Source organism: Mycolicibacter heraklionensis (genome assembly GCF_001021505.1).
In the GTDB taxonomy this organism is placed as follows: domain Bacteria; phylum Actinomycetota; class Actinomycetes; order Mycobacteriales; family Mycobacteriaceae; genus Mycobacterium; species Mycobacterium heraklionense.
Window position 1 is genome coordinate 15533 of the sequence record NZ_LDPO01000001.1, and the last position, 15176, is coordinate 30708.

13 protein-coding genes are annotated in these 15176 nt (G+C 68.7%); 4 read left to right on the top strand and 9 right to left on the bottom strand.

Annotation, left to right across the window (positions count from 1 at the left end; translation table 11 throughout):
* Positions 1 to 2: 2 nt before the first annotated feature.
* The gene (locus ABW16_RS00085; protein WP_047317112.1) at positions 3 to 941 is read right to left on the bottom strand and encodes a glucosyl-3-phosphoglycerate synthase; all 939 of its coding nucleotides are present in this window, start codon (positions 939 to 941) and stop codon (positions 3 to 5) included.
* A complete protein-coding gene (gene folP / locus ABW16_RS00090; protein WP_233424682.1) occupies positions 938 to 1762 on the bottom strand; it encodes a dihydropteroate synthase in 825 nt (274 codons plus the stop codon). Before folP ends, ABW16_RS00085 begins: the two co-directional genes overlap by 4 nt.
* Positions 1763 to 1864: 102 nt before the next feature.
* Here folP and ABW16_RS00095 point away from each other — a divergent pair, with 102 nt between their 5' ends.
* Positions 1865 to 2644, top strand: coding sequence for a DUF2127 domain-containing protein (locus ABW16_RS00095; protein WP_047317114.1), 780 nt, complete (start codon positions 1865 to 1867; stop codon positions 2642 to 2644).
* A 29-nt stretch (positions 2645 to 2673) separates the two neighbouring features.
* Here the strand turns inward: ABW16_RS00095 and fadD6 are convergent, their stop codons facing one another.
* Positions 2674 to 4461, bottom strand: coding sequence for a long-chain-acyl-CoA synthetase FadD6 (fadD6, locus tag ABW16_RS00100; RefSeq protein ID WP_047317115.1), 1788 nt, complete (start codon positions 4459 to 4461; stop codon positions 2674 to 2676).
* Between the two features lie 40 nt (positions 4462 to 4501).
* Positions 4502 to 5065 carry an LOG family protein gene (locus tag ABW16_RS00105; protein ID WP_047317116.1) on the bottom strand — a complete coding sequence of 188 codons (564 nt, stop codon included), beginning with the start codon at positions 5063 to 5065 and terminating at the stop codon, positions 4502 to 4504.
* A gap of 47 nt (positions 5066 to 5112) precedes the next feature.
* Between ABW16_RS00105 and ABW16_RS00110 the strand changes: the two genes are divergently transcribed.
* The gene (locus ABW16_RS00110) at positions 5113 to 7143 is read left to right on the top strand and encodes a hypothetical protein (RefSeq protein WP_047317117.1); all 2031 of its coding nucleotides are present in this window, start codon (positions 5113 to 5115) and stop codon (positions 7141 to 7143) included.
* On the opposite strand, the gene dapE is transcribed toward ABW16_RS00110, so the two are convergent.
* A complete protein-coding gene (gene dapE / locus ABW16_RS00115) occupies positions 7133 to 8212 on the bottom strand; it encodes a succinyl-diaminopimelate desuccinylase (protein ID WP_047317118.1) in 1080 nt (359 codons plus the stop codon). The genes ABW16_RS00110 and dapE overlap by 11 nt on opposite strands.
* Before the next feature lie 103 nt (positions 8213 to 8315).
* Between dapE and dapD the strand changes: the two genes are divergently transcribed.
* Positions 8316 to 9269, top strand: a complete 954-nt coding sequence (gene dapD, locus ABW16_RS00120) for a 2,3,4,5-tetrahydropyridine-2,6-dicarboxylate N-succinyltransferase (protein WP_109519449.1) — start codon at positions 8316 to 8318, stop codon at positions 9267 to 9269.
* Here dapD and ABW16_RS00125 read toward each other — a convergent pair.
* Both ABW16_RS00125 and ABW16_RS00130 read right to left on the bottom strand, forming a co-directional pair.
* Positions 9266 to 12163, bottom strand: a complete 2898-nt coding sequence (locus tag ABW16_RS00125) for an MMPL/RND family transporter (protein ID WP_047317120.1) — start codon at positions 12161 to 12163, stop codon at positions 9266 to 9268. The two genes, dapD and ABW16_RS00125, sit on opposite strands and share 4 nt — an antisense overlap.
* Positions 12160 to 12585 (bottom strand): MmpS family transport accessory protein, encoded by a 426-nt coding sequence (locus ABW16_RS00130; RefSeq protein WP_047317121.1) that lies wholly within the window; start codon positions 12583 to 12585, stop codon positions 12160 to 12162. The genes ABW16_RS00125 and ABW16_RS00130 overlap by 4 nt, the downstream gene beginning before the upstream one ends.
* Before the next feature lie 119 nt (positions 12586 to 12704).
* On the opposite strand from ABW16_RS00130, the gene ABW16_RS00135 reads away from it, so the two are divergent.
* Entirely contained in the window at positions 12705 to 13394 is a 690-nt protein-coding gene (locus ABW16_RS00135; RefSeq protein ID WP_047317122.1) for a TetR/AcrR family transcriptional regulator, read from the top strand.
* 3 nt (positions 13395 to 13397) lie between these two features.
* Here the strand turns inward: ABW16_RS00135 and ABW16_RS00140 are convergent, their stop codons facing one another.
* Positions 13398 to 13694, bottom strand: a complete 297-nt coding sequence (locus tag ABW16_RS00140) for a hypothetical protein (RefSeq protein ID WP_047317123.1) — start codon at positions 13692 to 13694, stop codon at positions 13398 to 13400.
* Between the two features lie 38 nt (positions 13695 to 13732).
* Entirely contained in the window at positions 13733 to 15139 is a 1407-nt protein-coding gene (locus ABW16_RS00145) for an acyl-CoA synthetase (RefSeq protein ID WP_047317124.1), read from the bottom strand.
* Positions 15140 to 15176 lie beyond the last annotated feature (37 nt).

Genomic DNA, 15176 nt, shown 5'->3' on the forward strand with positions numbered 1-15176 from the left:
GGTCAACGCTGGCGCAAGGTGTTCATCGGCGGCCGGTCGACCAACGACAACGGCGTGGTACGTGGCAGATACTCGTCACCGTCCGCGAAGAACTGGGTCAGGCCCACCCCGGAATCCGGGACACCGCACCGCGACAGCAACGTGGCGACGACTTGGCGGCTCATCACGGCCAACTCGGCCAGCGGGCGGTTGCGGTGGGCCCGTACCCCCAGGTTGACCTGGGCGATCGCCTCCAGACCCAGCCGGTCGTAGGTGTCGATCAACAGCCCGATCTCCACCCCGTAGCCGGGCGCGAACGGCACCGACGCCAACAGCTCACGACTGCCGGCGTACTCACCGCCCAACGGCTGCAGCACCGCGCCCAGGTCGGGCCGCAGCGCGGTCAACAGCGGTCGGGCCACCAGCTCGGTGACCCGGCCGCCACCGGTGGGTTCCTCGGTGCCGTTGACCTTCAACGGGCGCCGGTAGAAGCCCTTGACCAGGTGGACGCCGTCACTGGTCAGCAGCGGCCCGACCAGGTTCGGCACGAACATCGGGTCGGGGTCGATCAGGTCGGAGTCGACGAACACCACGATGTCGCCGCTGGTGGCCGCCAGCGACCGCCACAGGGCTTCGCCCTTACCGGGCTGCGTTGGAACCTCCGGAACCGCCTGTTCGCGGCTGACGACGCGGGCGCCGGCGGCGATGGACCGGATCTCGGTGTCGTCGGTGGAGCCGGAGTCCAGCACGATCAGTTCGTCGACCAGGTTGTCGACCAGGGGCGTGATGCTGTCGATGACCGATTCGATGGTCGCCTGCTCGTTCAGCGCGGGCAGCACCACCGAGATGCTGCGACCGGTGTTGGCCTTGGCCGCCAGCAGCTCGGCCACCGTCCACTGCGGCCGGGTCCAGGTGCGCCCGGACAGCCGGGTGTCGCCCGGCGCCGAGACCAGCTCGGTCATGCCAATCCCCTAACTGTGCGGGTCGGGGCCCGCACGCCCTGGATCGATGCCACCATCTCCAGTACGCGCCGGGTCGGCCCGACCTCGTGAACCCGAAACATCCGGGCTCCGGCGGCCGCCGCCAACGCGGTGGCCGCCAATGTTCCGTCCAGTCGTTCGGTGAGACCCACTCCAAGAGTCTCCCCGATGAAGTCTTTGTTGGAGAGCGCCATCAGCACCGGCCATCCGGTACCGACCAAGTCCTCCGTGTGTCGCAACAACGCTAGCCCGTGGAAGGTGTTCTTGCCGAAATCATGGGTGGGATCGATCAGCACCCGCTCCCGCGACACCCCAGCCGCCACTGCACGCTCCGCGGCCGCGGTGACCTCGCCGATCACCGCTTTCACCACCCCGTCGACGCTGGTGCCGTAGCTCACCCGGAACGGGCGGGTGCGCGGCTTGGCGCCTCCGGTGTGCGAGCAGACCAGCCCGGCCCCGAACTCGGCGGCCACCGCCGGCAGCTCCGGGTCGACCCCGCCCCAAGTGTCGTTGATCAGGTCGGCACCGGCCGCGCAGGCACGTTTGGCCACCTCCGCGCGCCAGGTGTCGACGCTGATCAGCTGCTCGGGGTAGGCGCCGCGCAGCCACTCGATGAACGGGACCACCCGGGCGGTCTCGGTGTCGGCATCGACGGTCTCTCCCGGCCCGGCCTTGACCCCACCGACGTCGATCACGTCGGCACCGTCGGCGACGGCGCGGTGCACGGCGGACTTGGCCGCCTCGTCGGCGAACGTGGCGCCCGCGTCGTAGAACGAGTCCGGGGTGCGGTTGACGATCGCCATGATCAGCGCTCGATCCGCCGCCACCGGACGGCCGCAGAAGTGGGACTGCACTGCTCCATGGTGCCTGGTGGCCTACGAGCCCCAGGACACTACCGTGCTCTCATGGTGGATTTTGCTCTCTGCTCGTGCGGAGTTCGTGGGCACGCGACGTTCGCTCCCGATGAGCCGGAACTTCGGACGCGACTGCGGGCCGATACACCCGTGGGCGAGGCATGGCGGTGTTTGCGCTGCGAGACCTTCGTGGTGGGGCCGCCCCGCGGCACCGGCCCAGCCGACACCGCGCCGGAGATTCCCCGTGGCCCGATGCTGCGCGACCGGATCCTGATGCGAGCACTCGCGGTGGAACGCGCTACTCGCTGCGTGATTTTCATGTTGGTGGCTGCCGGGGTGTTCAAGGTCAGGGGATCACGCGAACGCCTGCACGACGCCTTTGAGCGAGACGTGCCGTTGCTGCGACCGTTGGCAGATCAGATCGGTTGGGATCCGGATAACTCGAAGATCATCCGGCACATCGCCGAGGCGTTCGCCCTGTCGTCGTCGACGCTGCTGTGGATCGCCGTGGGGCTGGCGGCCTATGCGGCGATCGAGCTTGTCGAGGCGGTCGGACTGTGGCTGATGCAACGGTGGGGCGAGTACTTCGCAGTGGTCGCGACCGGTGTCTTTCTCCCCCTGGAGATCTACGAGCTGACCGAGAAGATCACGGTTCTTCGTGCTGTCGCCCTGCTGATCAATGTCGCTGCGGTGATCTGGCTGCTCTGGAGCAAACGACTGTTCGGATTGAACGGCGGCGCCAGGGCCTACCGACAAGCACATGAGACGGCGAGCCTGCTCAGCGTCGAGCGGGCGAGCCTGCGCGAAACCGATGCCGGTGCCACTCCGTAGCCGGGTTAGCTGGGAAACCGCCCGCGGCCTCAGCCCTGCGGACGCTTACCGGCGGCCACCTCGCCGGGGTAGTCGGCGTAGTAGGGCACGTAGCCCTCGCCGCGGCCGGCCAGCACGTACAGCGGGTCCTCGATGACGGCACCGTCACCGCCGTAGCCCTGCTCGCGAAGCTCCACCTTGCGACTCTTGAAGGTGCTGGTGTGGGCCATCGACGGCACCACCCGCACGAACAGCGGCACCGCGTAGGAGGGCAGCTGGTCCGAGACCACGGCGGCCAACCCCGCCCCGTCGAACGTCGCGCCGTCACGCAGTTTGATCGCGGCCATCCCGGCACGGCCTCCGGTACCGGGCACCTCCACCCCGTAGACGGCGCACTCCTCGACCGACTCGTCGGCAGTCAGCGCGGCCTCGACCTGCGTGGTGGCGACGTTCTCGCCCTTCCACCGGAAGGTGTCCCCGAGGCGGTCGACGAACGCGGCGTGCCCCATGCCCTGGGGACGCATCAGGTCACCGGTGTTGAACCAGCAGTCGCCGTCACGGAAGGCGTTGCGCACCAGCTTCTTCTCGTTGGCCTCCGGGTCGGTGTAACCGTCGAACGGCGAGAACCGGTTCACCGGGCTCAACAACAGCCCGGGCTGACCCGCGGGCACCCGCTGCACCCAGCCGTCCTCGCCGCGCAGTGGCAGGCCGGTGTCGGGGTCGTACCGCACGTAGGCCAACGGCAGCGGATAGACGCCGGTGCTGCGCGGCACGTTGAACACGTTGAGAAAGGCGCTGTTGCTCTCGCTGGCGGCGTAGAACTCGCAGACCCGCTTGATGCCGAACCGGTGAGTGAACTCGTCCCAGATCTCGGGCCGCAGACCGTTGCCGGCGATCACCCGCACCTTGTGCGCACGATCGGTTGCCTTGGCGGGCTGGTTGAGCAGGTACCGGCAGAGCTCGCCGATGTAGACGAACGCGGTGGCGTCGGCGGCGATCACCTCGTCCCAGAACCGGGAGGCCGAGAATGAGCGGCCCAGCGCCAGCGTGGCACCGGCGTTGAGCACCGACGAGACCGCCACCGTCAGCGCATTGTTGTGATACAGCGGCAGGCAGCAGTACAGCGTGTCGGTGCCGCGCAGCCGCAGCCCGATGCCCCCGAATGTCGCCAGCGCACGCAGCCACCGGTAGTGCGTCATCACGCTGGCCTTGGGGTAGCCGGTGGTGCCGGAGGTGAAGATGTAGAACGCGGTGTCCTTGGCCAGTACCGCGTTGACCGACGCGGGGTTGCCGGCCGGTGCCGTCGCGGCCAGCCGGTGGAACTCCTCGATGGTCATCGGCACGTCGGGGGAACCGCAGTCCTTGACGACATCGACCAGGTCGGACTCCGCGACCAGCAGGGTGGAGCCCAGCACACCCAGGCTGTGGGCCAGCACGTCACCGCGCTGGTGATAGTTGAGCATGCCGGCGACGCCGCCGCATTTGGCGATGGCCAGCATCATCAACACCGCGTCCGGAGAGTTACGCAGCATGATCCCGACGACGTCGCCGTGACCGACGCCGCGGGCGGCCAGCACGGCGGCGTAGCGGTTGACGGTCTCGTTGGCTTCGCGGTAGGTCAGTTGCTGCTCGCCGAACCGGATGAAGACCCGGTCGCTGAAGCGGGCCGCGCAGTCCTGAAAGACCTTGCCGATCGAGGCCTTGGAGGTGGGGCGGGCCCGCAGACCGGTCCACAGCCCACGCAGGATGGTCGGCCCGTCGGCCACCAGGCGGGGCGCACGGGCGAGAACATCGACCAGGCCCACCTGGGTGACGGTGCCGGAGTCGTGGTCGGACACGTTATCGCCTCATTTCGCTGAAGTCGGTGGCCACGCGAGCTTAATCGGTACCGGCGGTACCGGGTGAACAGGCGTCCAGCGCCGCCTCCATGTCGTCGAACACCAGCAGGCGGTCCATCGCACGCCGGGACACGTACCCGGTCTCGATCAGCCCGGACAGCCACGTCCACAGCGCCTCGTAGTGGCCGTCGGGATCCAGCAGCACCACCTCTTTGTCGTGCATACCCAGATACCCCGCGGTCCAGGTTTCGAACAGCTCTTCCAGCGTGCCGATGCCGCCGGGCAGGGTCAGGAATGCGTCGGCGCGGTCGTCCATCACCTGCTTTCGCTCGCGCATGGTGTCGGTGACGATCAGCTCGTCGGCGTCGACATCGGCCACCTCGCGATGCAGCAGCGCTTTGGGGATCACCCCGACGGTATGCCCGCCGCGCTCCCGGGCGGCCACGGCGAGCGCGCCCATCGCCGAGACGTTGCCGCCTCCCCACACCAACGTCCAGCCCCGCTCGGCGATCGCCGCACCGACCTTGGCGGCCAGCGCCAACAGCGCCGGATCGCTGGGACCGGACGCGCAGTAGACACAGACCGCCCATTCGCTGCACCGCACGACCGAAAGGCTATCGGGCCGTTGGCTCAGACCGTAAACTCTCGGCGATGCCGATCCGGTGGAACGTCCCCGAACATTCGGCGGCGTTGGGTCAGCTGACCGCGGCGCTCGACGCCGACGGGCCCCGGGCCGGCGCGGTGGTGCTCGGTCCCGACGGGTGCGGCAAGTCCACCCTGGCCCGGTTGGCCGCCGAAGACCACGCCGACCGCCACCCCGGCACGCGGGTGCGCTGGGTGATCGGCACCCCCGCCGAGCGAGACGTGCCGTTCGGCGCCGTCAGCCATCTGGTCCGGGTGGCCGACATCGGCAAACCCGCCGCACTGCTGAGGGCGGCGCGGGCGTCGTTGGTCGAGGCGACGGGCGATCTGCTGCTGGTGGTCGACGACGCCCACCTGCTCGACATCTTGTCGGCGACGCTGGTCTACCAGCTGGCGCTGACCGGGACGGCCCGAGTGATCGTCACCGGCCGCGCCGACTGCGCCCCCGCGCCACCGCCGCCGATCACCGCGCTATGGGGCGACGACCTGCTGTCCCGCATCGACATCACCGCCTCCGACGAGGCGGGCGAGGCCGGCCGTGACGTGGACGCCTTCGTGGCGGGCTTGCCGGCCGACGCGCGTGCGGTGCTGGACTACCTGGCCGTCTTCGAACCGCTGGCGCTGGTCGACCTGATCGGCCTCACCAGCGCCGACGCGGTCCGCCAGGCCGAGGAACTGGGCGCGGTGGAGACCCGTGCTCGCGGTGGCCGCGAACCGGACCCCGTCGTCTACACCGCTCACCCGCTGTTCGCCGAGCGGGCCCGCGGCGCGCTGGGCGCCGACGGTGCGCGCGCCCGGCGCACCGAGGTGGTCGGGGCGCTGACGGCCCGGCCCTGCGCACACGTCGGCGAGCAGCTGAGGCTGGCGGCGCTGGCCGCCGACAGCGACGCACCCCAGCCCGCCGCGGACGTGGTGGACGCCGCCCAGCAGGCGCTGCGGCTGGGCGATCTGCAACTGGGTGAGCGGCTGGCCCGTCATGCCCTGGATCGGTCGGACAGCCTGTCGGCCCGACTGGCGCTGGCGCATGCACTGGGCTGGCAGGGCCGAGGGCGCGACGCCGACGCGGTACTGGCGGCGGTCGACCTGGCCGGGCTCAGTGAGCCGGAGTTGATGGCCTGGGCGCTGCCGCGGGCCGCCAATCAGTTCTTCATGCTGGGCGAGCCCGAACGCGCCACCGCCTTTCTGGCCGCCACGCGTGGCCGGGTGACCGGGACGGCGCCACGCATCACCCTGGACGCGCTCGGCGCCACCTTCGCGATGAATGCCGGCAACATCGGCCGCGCCGTCGAGGCCGCCACCGCGGTACTGGCCGACCCGGCCGCCGACGACATGGCGGTGGCCTGGGCGGGCAGCGCCGCGGCCCTGTGCGCGGCGCGGTCCGGCCGCTTCGATGACGTCGGCCCGCTGGCACGCCGAGCGCTGGACGCCGAACATCCCGGGGTGCTGCGGTTCACCATCGGGCTCGCCGAGATCACCGCGCTGCTGATGGCCGACCGGCTCGCCGAGGCGCGCGAGCTGGCCTGGCAGTTCACCGATTTCGCCGAGCTGTCCCAGCCCGGCCGGGCGATCGGCGAGGTGCTGGTGGCGCAGGTGCTGATCGCCGCCGACGAGTACGACGCCGCCATCAAGCTGCTGGCACCGGCCGCGGCCACCCTGGAACGCACCGGCTACTCGTGGGGACCGCTGTCACTGACGCTGCTGGCCACCGCACTGGCCCGCCAGTCCGACATCGCCGGTGCGGCAAAGGCGTTGAGCCGGGCCGAATCCCGGCACGGCACCAAGTCGGCACTGTTCGCTCCGGAGTTGGGTATGGCGCGCGCCTGGCAGCGGGCCGGCATGCGCGATCAGCACGGCGCGGTCGCCGCGGCCCGAGACGCCGCCCGGATGGCCGAGCGCACCGGACAGTCGGCGGTGGCGCTGCAGGCCTGGTACGTGGCCGCCCAGCTCGGCGATGCCCGGGCCGTCGATCCGCTGAGCCGGCTGTGCGACGAGATCGACTGCGCGTTCGGCCGGACCGCGCTGGCGCTGGCTAGGAGCTGAGGAACCCGCGCAGCAGCTCGGCCACCGTGCTGATCTGCTCTACCGGCACCCGCTCGTCGACCTTGTGAGCCAGGTTGGGATCGCCCGGCCCGTAGTTGACCGCGGGGATGCCGCGGGCGGCGAACCGGGACACGTCGGTCCAGCCGTACTTGGCCCGTACCCGGCCTCCGGCAGCAGCCACCAGCGCTGCCGCGGCGGGCGCGGCAAGCCCCGGCAGGGCGCCGGCGGCGGAGTCGGTCTGCTCGATCACGACGTGCAGGCCGTCGAACACCTCCTGCACATGGGTCAGCGCCTCATGGGGCGTGCGGTCCGGGGCGAAGCGGAAGTTCACGGTCACGCTCGCGGCATCGGGGATGACGTTGCCGGCGACCCCGCCGTCGATGCGCACCGCCGACAATCCCTCGCGGTAGACACAGCCGTCGATGTCGATGCTGCGCGGCTGGTAGGCGGCCAGTCGGTTCAGCACCGCCCCCAGTTTGTGGATGGCGTTGTCGCCCAGCCAGGAGCGCGCCGAATGCGCCCGGGTGCCCGCCGCGCTGATCACCACCCGCAGCGTGCCCTGACAGCCGGCCTCGATGTAGCCGCCGGTGGGCTCACCGAGGACGGCGACGTCGGCCGTCAGCCAGTCCGGCAGGTTGCGTTCGATGCGGCCCAGCCCGTTGGCGGCCGCCTCGATCTCCTCGCAGTCGTAGAACACGCAGGTCAGGTCGTGTGCGGGCTCGACGACGGTGGCCGCCAGGTGCAGGAAGACGGCGACCCCGCCCTTCATGTCGACGGTGCCGCATCCGTGCAGCACGTCGCCCTCCTCGCCGGTGGTGGTGCGCCGGCTGGGCAGGTTGCCGGCCGCCGGGACGGTGTCCAGATGCCCGGCCAGCAGCACCCGGGTCGGGCGTCCCAGCTGGGTGCGGGCCAGCACCGCGTCACCGTCGCGGATGATCTCGAAACCGGACGTCTGGGCTCGCAGCGCGGCTTCGACCTCGTCGGCGATCCGCGCCTCGTGCCGCGACTCGCTGGGAATGTCCACCAGCGCCGCAGTCAGGGCAATCGGGTCGGAGCGCAGGTCCAGCACGGGCTCAGCCTAACGGGTCGCATCTCCCGGCGAGCAGACGTGAAAGCGCCCAATTTTGAGGCGCGCAGGGGGCTTTTGCGTCTGTTCGCCGAAAGAAAGTAGCCTGGCCGGCGTGACTGGAGCTTCGGGCGTCGGGATAGCGACGCTGGCCGCAGACGGATCGGTGCTCGACACCTGGTTTCCCGCACCGGAGTTGGGCGGCTCCGGCCAGCCCGGGACCACCCGCCTTACCGCGGACGAGGTGCCCGCCGAGCTGGCCGCACTGCTGGGGCGTGACGACGACCGTGGCACCGAGACGGTCGCGGTGCGCACCGTGATCGGGTCACTGGACGACGCCGCCGTCGACGCCTACGACGCCTATCTGCGGCTGCACCTGCTGTCGCACCGGCTGGTGGTGCCGCACGGGCTCAACGCCGGCGGACTGTTCGGCGTGCTGACCAACGTGGTGTGGACCAACTACGGTCCGTGCGCCGTCGAGGGCTTCGAGTCAACACGTGCCCGGTTGCGCCGACGCGGCCCGGTGACCGTTTACGGCGTGGACAAGTTCCCCCGCATGGTCGACTACGTGCTGCCGTCCGGAGTGCGCATCGCCGACGCGGACCGGGTGCGCCTCGGCGCGCACCTGGCGTCGGGGACCACGGTGATGCACGAAGGCTTCGTCAACTTCAACGCGGGCACGCTGGGCGCCTCGATGGTCGAGGGCCGCATCTCCGCGGGCGTGGTGGTCGGCGACGGCTCGGATGTCGGCGGCGGCGCTTCGATCATGGGAACGCTGTCCGGCGGTGGGACACAGGTGATTTCGATCGGCAAGCGCTGCCTGCTGGGCGCGAACGCCGGGCTGGGCATCCCGCTGGGCGACGACTGCGTGGTCGAGGCCGGACTGTACGTCACCGCGGGAACCAAGGTCAGCCTGCCCGATGGCACCACGACCAAGGCCCGCGACCTGGCCGGCGGCAACAACCTGTTGTTCCGCCGCAACTCGCAGACCGGTGCGGTCGAGGTGGTGGCCCGCGACGGTCAGGGCATCGCCCTCAACGAGGACCTGCACGCCAACTAAACCAGCACTTCCTCCGGCTCCCGCTGGATCGGTTGCGGCCAGGGCTGCGGAACCGGCCGTGGACGCACGATCTGCGGCCACCAGAACCAGCGCCCCAGCAGAGTGGCGACCGACGGCGTCATCAGGGACCGGACGATCAAGGTGTCGAAGAGCAGGCCCAGCCCGATGGTCGTGCCGACCTGGCCGATCACGATCAACGCGCTGACCGCCATCGAGGCCATGGTGAAGGCGAACACCAGACCCGCGGCCGTGACCACGGCACCGGTGCCGACCATGGCGCGGATCAGCCCGGTGTGCAGGCCCGCGTGGATCTCCTCCTTGATCCGCGAGACCAGCAACAGGTTGTAATCCGCGCCGACGGCCAGCAGCACGATGACCGACATCGGCAGCACCATCCAGTGCAGCGGGATGCCGACGATGTGCTGCCAGAGCAGGACTGACAGGCCGAACGCCGAACCGAGACTGAGCACCACCGTGCCGACGATCACCGTCGCGGCGACCACGGCGCGGGTCAGGACCATCATGATGATGAAGATCAGGATCAGCGCGGCCGTCGCAACGATCATCAGGTCGTAGTTGGCGCCCTGCTGCATGTCGTAGAACATCGCGGCGCTACCGCCGAGATAGATCTTGGCCCCCTCGAACGGCGTTCCCTTGATCGCATCGGCCGCGGCGACCTTGAGCGATTCGATGCGCGATATTCCCTCGGGCGTCAAGGGGTCGCCCTGGTGAATGATGGTGAACCGCACCGCATGACCGTCCGGCGACAGGAACAGCTTGATACCGCGCTTGAAGTCGGCGGTGTCGAAGGCTTCCGGCGGAAGGTAGAACGAATCGTCGTTCTTGGCGGCGTCGAAAGCCTCGCCCATGGCCGTGGAGTTCTCCTGCATCGCCATGTTCTGGTCCTGCTGGGCCTTCTGCACTTGGTACTGGTTGAGCAACGTCTGCTTCTGGTTCTTCATCGACTGGATCTGCGCCGGCATCACCGCGACCATCCGCGGCATCAGCTCGGCCATGCGCTGCATGTCGGGCACGATCTCATCGAAGTCGGCGGACATGGTGTCGACGCCGTCCAGGGCATCGAAGATCGACCGCAAAGACCAGCAGATGGGGATGTCGAAGCAGTGCGGCTCCCAGTAGAAGTAGTTGCGGAACACCCGGAAGAAGTCGTCGAAATCGGCCATGCGGTTACGCATCTCGCCGATGTCGACCGCCGTGTTGGACATCTTGTCGGCCATCCGCTGCGACACCTCGGCCAGGTCCTGCTGGATGTTCATCATCTCGGTCATCGAGTCGATGCTGGCCTGCAGATCGTCGGCCTGCTTGAGCAGGTTCTCCAGGTTGGTCTGCATGTAGTCGTTGTTCATCAGCTGGGCCGTGCCGCTCTGGCCGAGGGTGTACGGGATCGTCGAATGTTTGACCGGGTCCCCGTCGGGGCGGGTGATGGTCTGCACCTGGGCGATGCCGTGCACGTTCTTGAGAGCTTTGGCGATCTTGTCGATCACCAGGAAGTCGGCCGGGTTACGCAGGTCCCGGTCGGTTTCGACCATCATCAGGTCCGGGTTCATCTTCGCCTGGGAGAAGTGCCGGAACGCGGCCGAGTAACCCACGTTCGCGGCGACGTCGTCGGGCAGGTAGATGCGGTCGTTGTAGCTGGTGTGGTAGCCGGGCAGCGCGAGCAGGCCGATCAGCGCCGCCGCGACGGCGGCCACCAGGATCGCCCCGGGCCAGCGAACGGTTGAGGTGCCGACCCGGTGCCACCCGGTCGACCGGGTGACGCGCTTGGGCTCCAGCACCCGACCGAAGCGACTGCACACCGTGATGACGGCGGGCCCCAGGGTCAATGCCGCGGCGACCACGATCACCATGCCGATCGACAGCGGGAAGCCCATCGTCTGGAAGTACGGCAGCCGGGTGAAGTGCAGGCAGAACGTCGCCCCGGCGATGGTCAGCCCGGAGGCCAACACCACGTGCGCGGTGCCATGGAACATGCTGTAGTACGCGGCTTCTCGGTCCTCACCGGCTTTGCGTGCCTCCTGATATCGGCCGATCAGGAAGATCGCGTAGTCGGTGGAGGCGGCGATGGCCAGCGTCACCAACATGTTGGTGGCGAAGGTCGTCAGACCGAACAGGTTGTGGAATCCCAGGAATGCCACCAGTCCTCGGGAGGCCGACAGCTCGAACACGACCATCAGCAACACGATCAGCGTGGTGATGACGGATCGGTACACGCCCAACAACATCACCGTGATGACGGCGAAGGTGAGCATTTCGATGGTCTCCATGCTCTTGTCGCCGACGTGGTTCTGGTCGGAGCTTGTTGCCGCCGGCCCCGTCACATAGGCCTTCACACCGGCGGGAGCGGGGAGGCCGGATGCGATGTGGCGCACCGCGTCCACCGACTCGTTGGCCAGCGTCTCACCCTGGTCGCCGGCGATGTAGACCTGCACGTAGGCGGCCTTGCCGTCGGCGCTCTGGGCGCCCTTGGCAGTGAGCGTGTCGCCCCAGAAGTCTTGGACGTGCTGGACGTGGGCGGTGTCGGCACGCAGATCGCGCACCATGCGGTCATAGAACTCGTGCGCCTGCGCGCCCAGCGGCTCGTCGCCTTCGAGCACGATCATCACCGAGCTGGAAGTGTCGTACTCCTGGAACACCTTTCCGACCCGCTTGGTGGCGATCATCGACGGTGCGTCGTTGGGGCTCATCGACACCGCACGCAGCTTGCCGACTTCCTCGAGCTGCGGGACGACGACGTTCAGCAGGGCGACCAGGGCGATCCAGCCCAGAATGATCGGTATCGCGAACTTCCGGATGAACCGGGGTAGCCGCGGGGGCTCGGCGTGACGTGCTGCCGGAATGGTCACGGTCGGCGCGTCGTCCGTCGGCGCGGTCATGCTGCCTTCACAAAGCAGAAGGTCTCGGCATTCACTCCGGTGGCCGTCCTTTCCTGTTTGACCTCGTCGTCGACGGTGACCCGGCAGCTGATGCTGTCGCCGTCGCCCTGGGCCAGGATGTTGGGCATCACCGAGGGCAGGGTGGTCTGCAGAGTCAGAGTCCACGGCAGCGCCACATCCGTGACGCGCTGCGGCTTGCCTTCGAGGTCCATGTAGTTGATGACGGCCGTGGTGCCCGAACCGAAGATCTCGTAGGTGACGAACTTCGGGTTGAAGTCCTCGGCGTTGTCCGAGGACAAGTCGGTCACCACGACCGGATGCGCACCGAACACGGTCCGCAGCTGGGCGACGGTGAGAGCTCCCGCCGCGACTGCCGTCACGATCAAAGCGGGCAGCCAAACCCGGCTGATCAGCCTTTTCATCGTCTGCCTTCCCCGACGTTGACCAGGCCGGTCGCCGTCTCCGCTCCAGGTAGCTAAGCTAACTATACAAGCGGATTAAGTCAATCCGGTTTAGCTGTTGCGCCCATTACACTTGGCAGGTGAACGTGAGTGAGACGACGGACCGCCCGTTGCGCAAGGACGCCGAGCGCAACAGGAAGCGCATCCTGGAAGCGGCCCGCGACCTGTTTGCCAGCAAGGGCCTGGAGCCCAACCTCAACGACGTCGCACACCATGCGGGCGTGGGAGTGGGCACCGTCTACCGGAGGTTCGCCAGCAAGGAGGAGCTGCTCGAGGCGATCTTCGAAGACGGCTTGAACCAGCTCGCAGATCTCGCGGAAACCGCTCTGTGCCAACCAGACTCATGGCAGGCGATCGTATGGTACGTCGAGCACATGTGTGAGATCACCGCGACGGACCGAGGGCTGCGGGAGATCGCGTTCAGCAAGGCCTACGGGGGCGATCGAGTCAAGACCGCCCAAGAGCGACTTGTTCCCCTGACGAAGAGACTCGTCGAGCGAGCGCAAAGCGACGGCTATCTGCGGCCCGGACTGTCGTCGACGGACATGCCGATCTTCGCGCTACTGGCGGGCACGGTGAGCGAGTTCGCCGGCAACATCGACCCGGAGCTATGGCGGCGCTATGTGGCCATCATCCTCGACGGCATCCGCCACCGCAGCGACCAAACGCCGCTGCCGATCGCCGCACTCGACGACGACGGAGTCGAGTGCGCAATGCAGTCCTGGGAACCCGCGGGTCCCTGCGCTGACCGCAGCCGCGAGTTGAGATGAGCGTTACAGCATCACCCTGCTGATCTTGTCGCTGTCTTTCCCGATCGTCTTGCAGTAGGCGCTGACCGCCACCTGCGTTCCCGACAGCTCCAGATTCGACGGCTCGCCGCCCTTGGAGTCCTTGAGCATCTTGGAGATTTCGGAGCGCTGCTTCTCGTCGGTGTGGCTGTTGAACTCTCCGCACGTGGTGTCGCCACCCTTGTTGATGACCTTGTCCACCGCCGAGCAGCCACCGAGTAGGACCGTCGCGCCGGCGAGGACGGTGACAGCGGCGAGACTGAATCGCTTCCTAGGCTTCACGGGGCCACCCTTCTGGTTTCGATTCGCGCAAGCGGAGCCTACGTCAGCAGCGCCTTCTTGAGCACTTTTCCCATCGCATTGCGCGGCAGGGCATCCACGATCCGTACCTCGCGCGGCCGTTTGTGCACCGAAAGTTGTTGAGCGACATAGTCGATCAATTCGGTCGGCCGCGCAGAACCGTCCGGCGAGGCGACGACGAACGCGACGATTCGCTGCCCCAGGTCTTCGTCGGGCAAACCGACGACGGCCACTTCGGCAACCGCGGGATGGCCCAGCAACGCGGTCTCGATCTCACCGGCCCCGACCCGAAAACCACCGGACTTGATCAGATCGACCGACTCGCGGCCGACGATCCGGTGCATGCCGTCGGCGTCGATCACCGCCACATCCCCGGTGCGGTACCACCCGTCGGCGTCGAACGCCTCGGCGGTGGCGTCGGGCCGGTTGAGGTACCCGTCGAACAGCGTCGGCCCGCGCACCGCGAGCCGCCCGATCGTCGCCCCGTCGTGCGGCACCGGGCCACCGTCGTCGGCGACGAGCTTGGTCTGCACCCCGCGCAACGGCAGACCCACCCAGCCCGGGCGGCGCTCACCATCGACCCGGGTACTGAGCGTAATCAGCGATTCGGTGCTGCCGTAGCGCTCGATGGGGGCGTGACCGGTCTGCCCGACGAGGGCGTCGAACACCGGGACCGGCAGCGCCGCGCTGCCCGAGACCAGCAGCCGTGCGGGCCGCAAGGCTGCGGCGGCGCCCGTGTCGGCCACCACCCGCGACCACACGGTGGGCACTCCGAAATACAGCGTGCCGCGTGCGGCTGCGTATGCCTCCGGCGTCGGCTTGCCGGTGTGCACGAAGCGGTTGCCGACCCGCAGCGAGCCCAGCAGACCCAAAACCAACCCGTGCACGTGGTACATCGGCAGGCCGTGCACCAGCACGTCGTCGGGACTCCACTGCCAGGCCTGCGCCAGCGCGTCGAGGTCCGCGGCCAGCGCCCGCCCGCTCAGCTGCACACCTTTGGGCGGGCCGGTGGTGCCGGAGGTGTAGATGATCAACGCGGGGTCGCCAGAATCCTGCGGTTCGGATGGCTGGTGCGACGATCCGGCGCGGGCCGGGAAGTGCGGCAGGCCGGCGAGGTCGTCGGGCCGCTCCCCCAGCCAGGCCCGTGCACCCGAGTCACTCAGGATGTGCTGGCGTTCGGCGACGCCGACGTCGGCGGGGACCGGCACCACCGGTATCCCGGCCAGCAGGCAACCGGTGACCGCCAGCACGGTCTGCGCCGTTGGGGCGGCCAACACCGCGACCGTCGGCACGCCGGCAAGATCTTCGAGCACCGCCGAGGAAGCGGCACTCAACTCGGCACGGCTCAGTACGGTGTTGTCGATACGCACCGCATCGGCGAGGTCCGAGGCGTTGGAGCCGTCGGCAGCCAGCGAGGTCAGCAGCATCTGGGGGACGTTACCCGGTCCGCGGCGCGCCCCCAGC

Excerpts from the sequence above, each read along its gene's own strand:
- ABW16_RS00110 (WP_047317117.1), top strand. The coding sequence starts at position 5,113 with ATGCCGATCCGGTGGAACGTCCCCGAACATTCGGCGGCGTTGGGTCAG.
- ABW16_RS00145 (WP_047317124.1), bottom strand. The coding sequence starts at position 15,139 with ATGCTGCTGACCTCGCTGGCTGCCGACGGCTCCAACGCCTCGGACCTC.
- folP (WP_233424682.1), bottom strand. The coding sequence starts at position 1,762 with ATGGCGATCGTCAACCGCACCCCGGACTCGTTCTACGACGCGGGCGCC.
- ABW16_RS00125 (WP_047317120.1), bottom strand. The coding sequence starts at position 12,163 with ATGACCGCGCCGACGGACGACGCGCCGACCGTGACCATTCCGGCAGCA.
- ABW16_RS00130 (WP_047317121.1), bottom strand. The coding sequence starts at position 12,585 with ATGAAAAGGCTGATCAGCCGGGTTTGGCTGCCCGCTTTGATCGTGACG.
- ABW16_RS00085 (WP_047317112.1), bottom strand. The coding sequence starts at position 941 with ATGACCGAGCTGGTCTCGGCGCCGGGCGACACCCGGCTGTCCGGGCGC.
- ABW16_RS00095 (WP_047317114.1), top strand. The coding sequence starts at position 1,865 with ATGGTGGATTTTGCTCTCTGCTCGTGCGGAGTTCGTGGGCACGCGACG.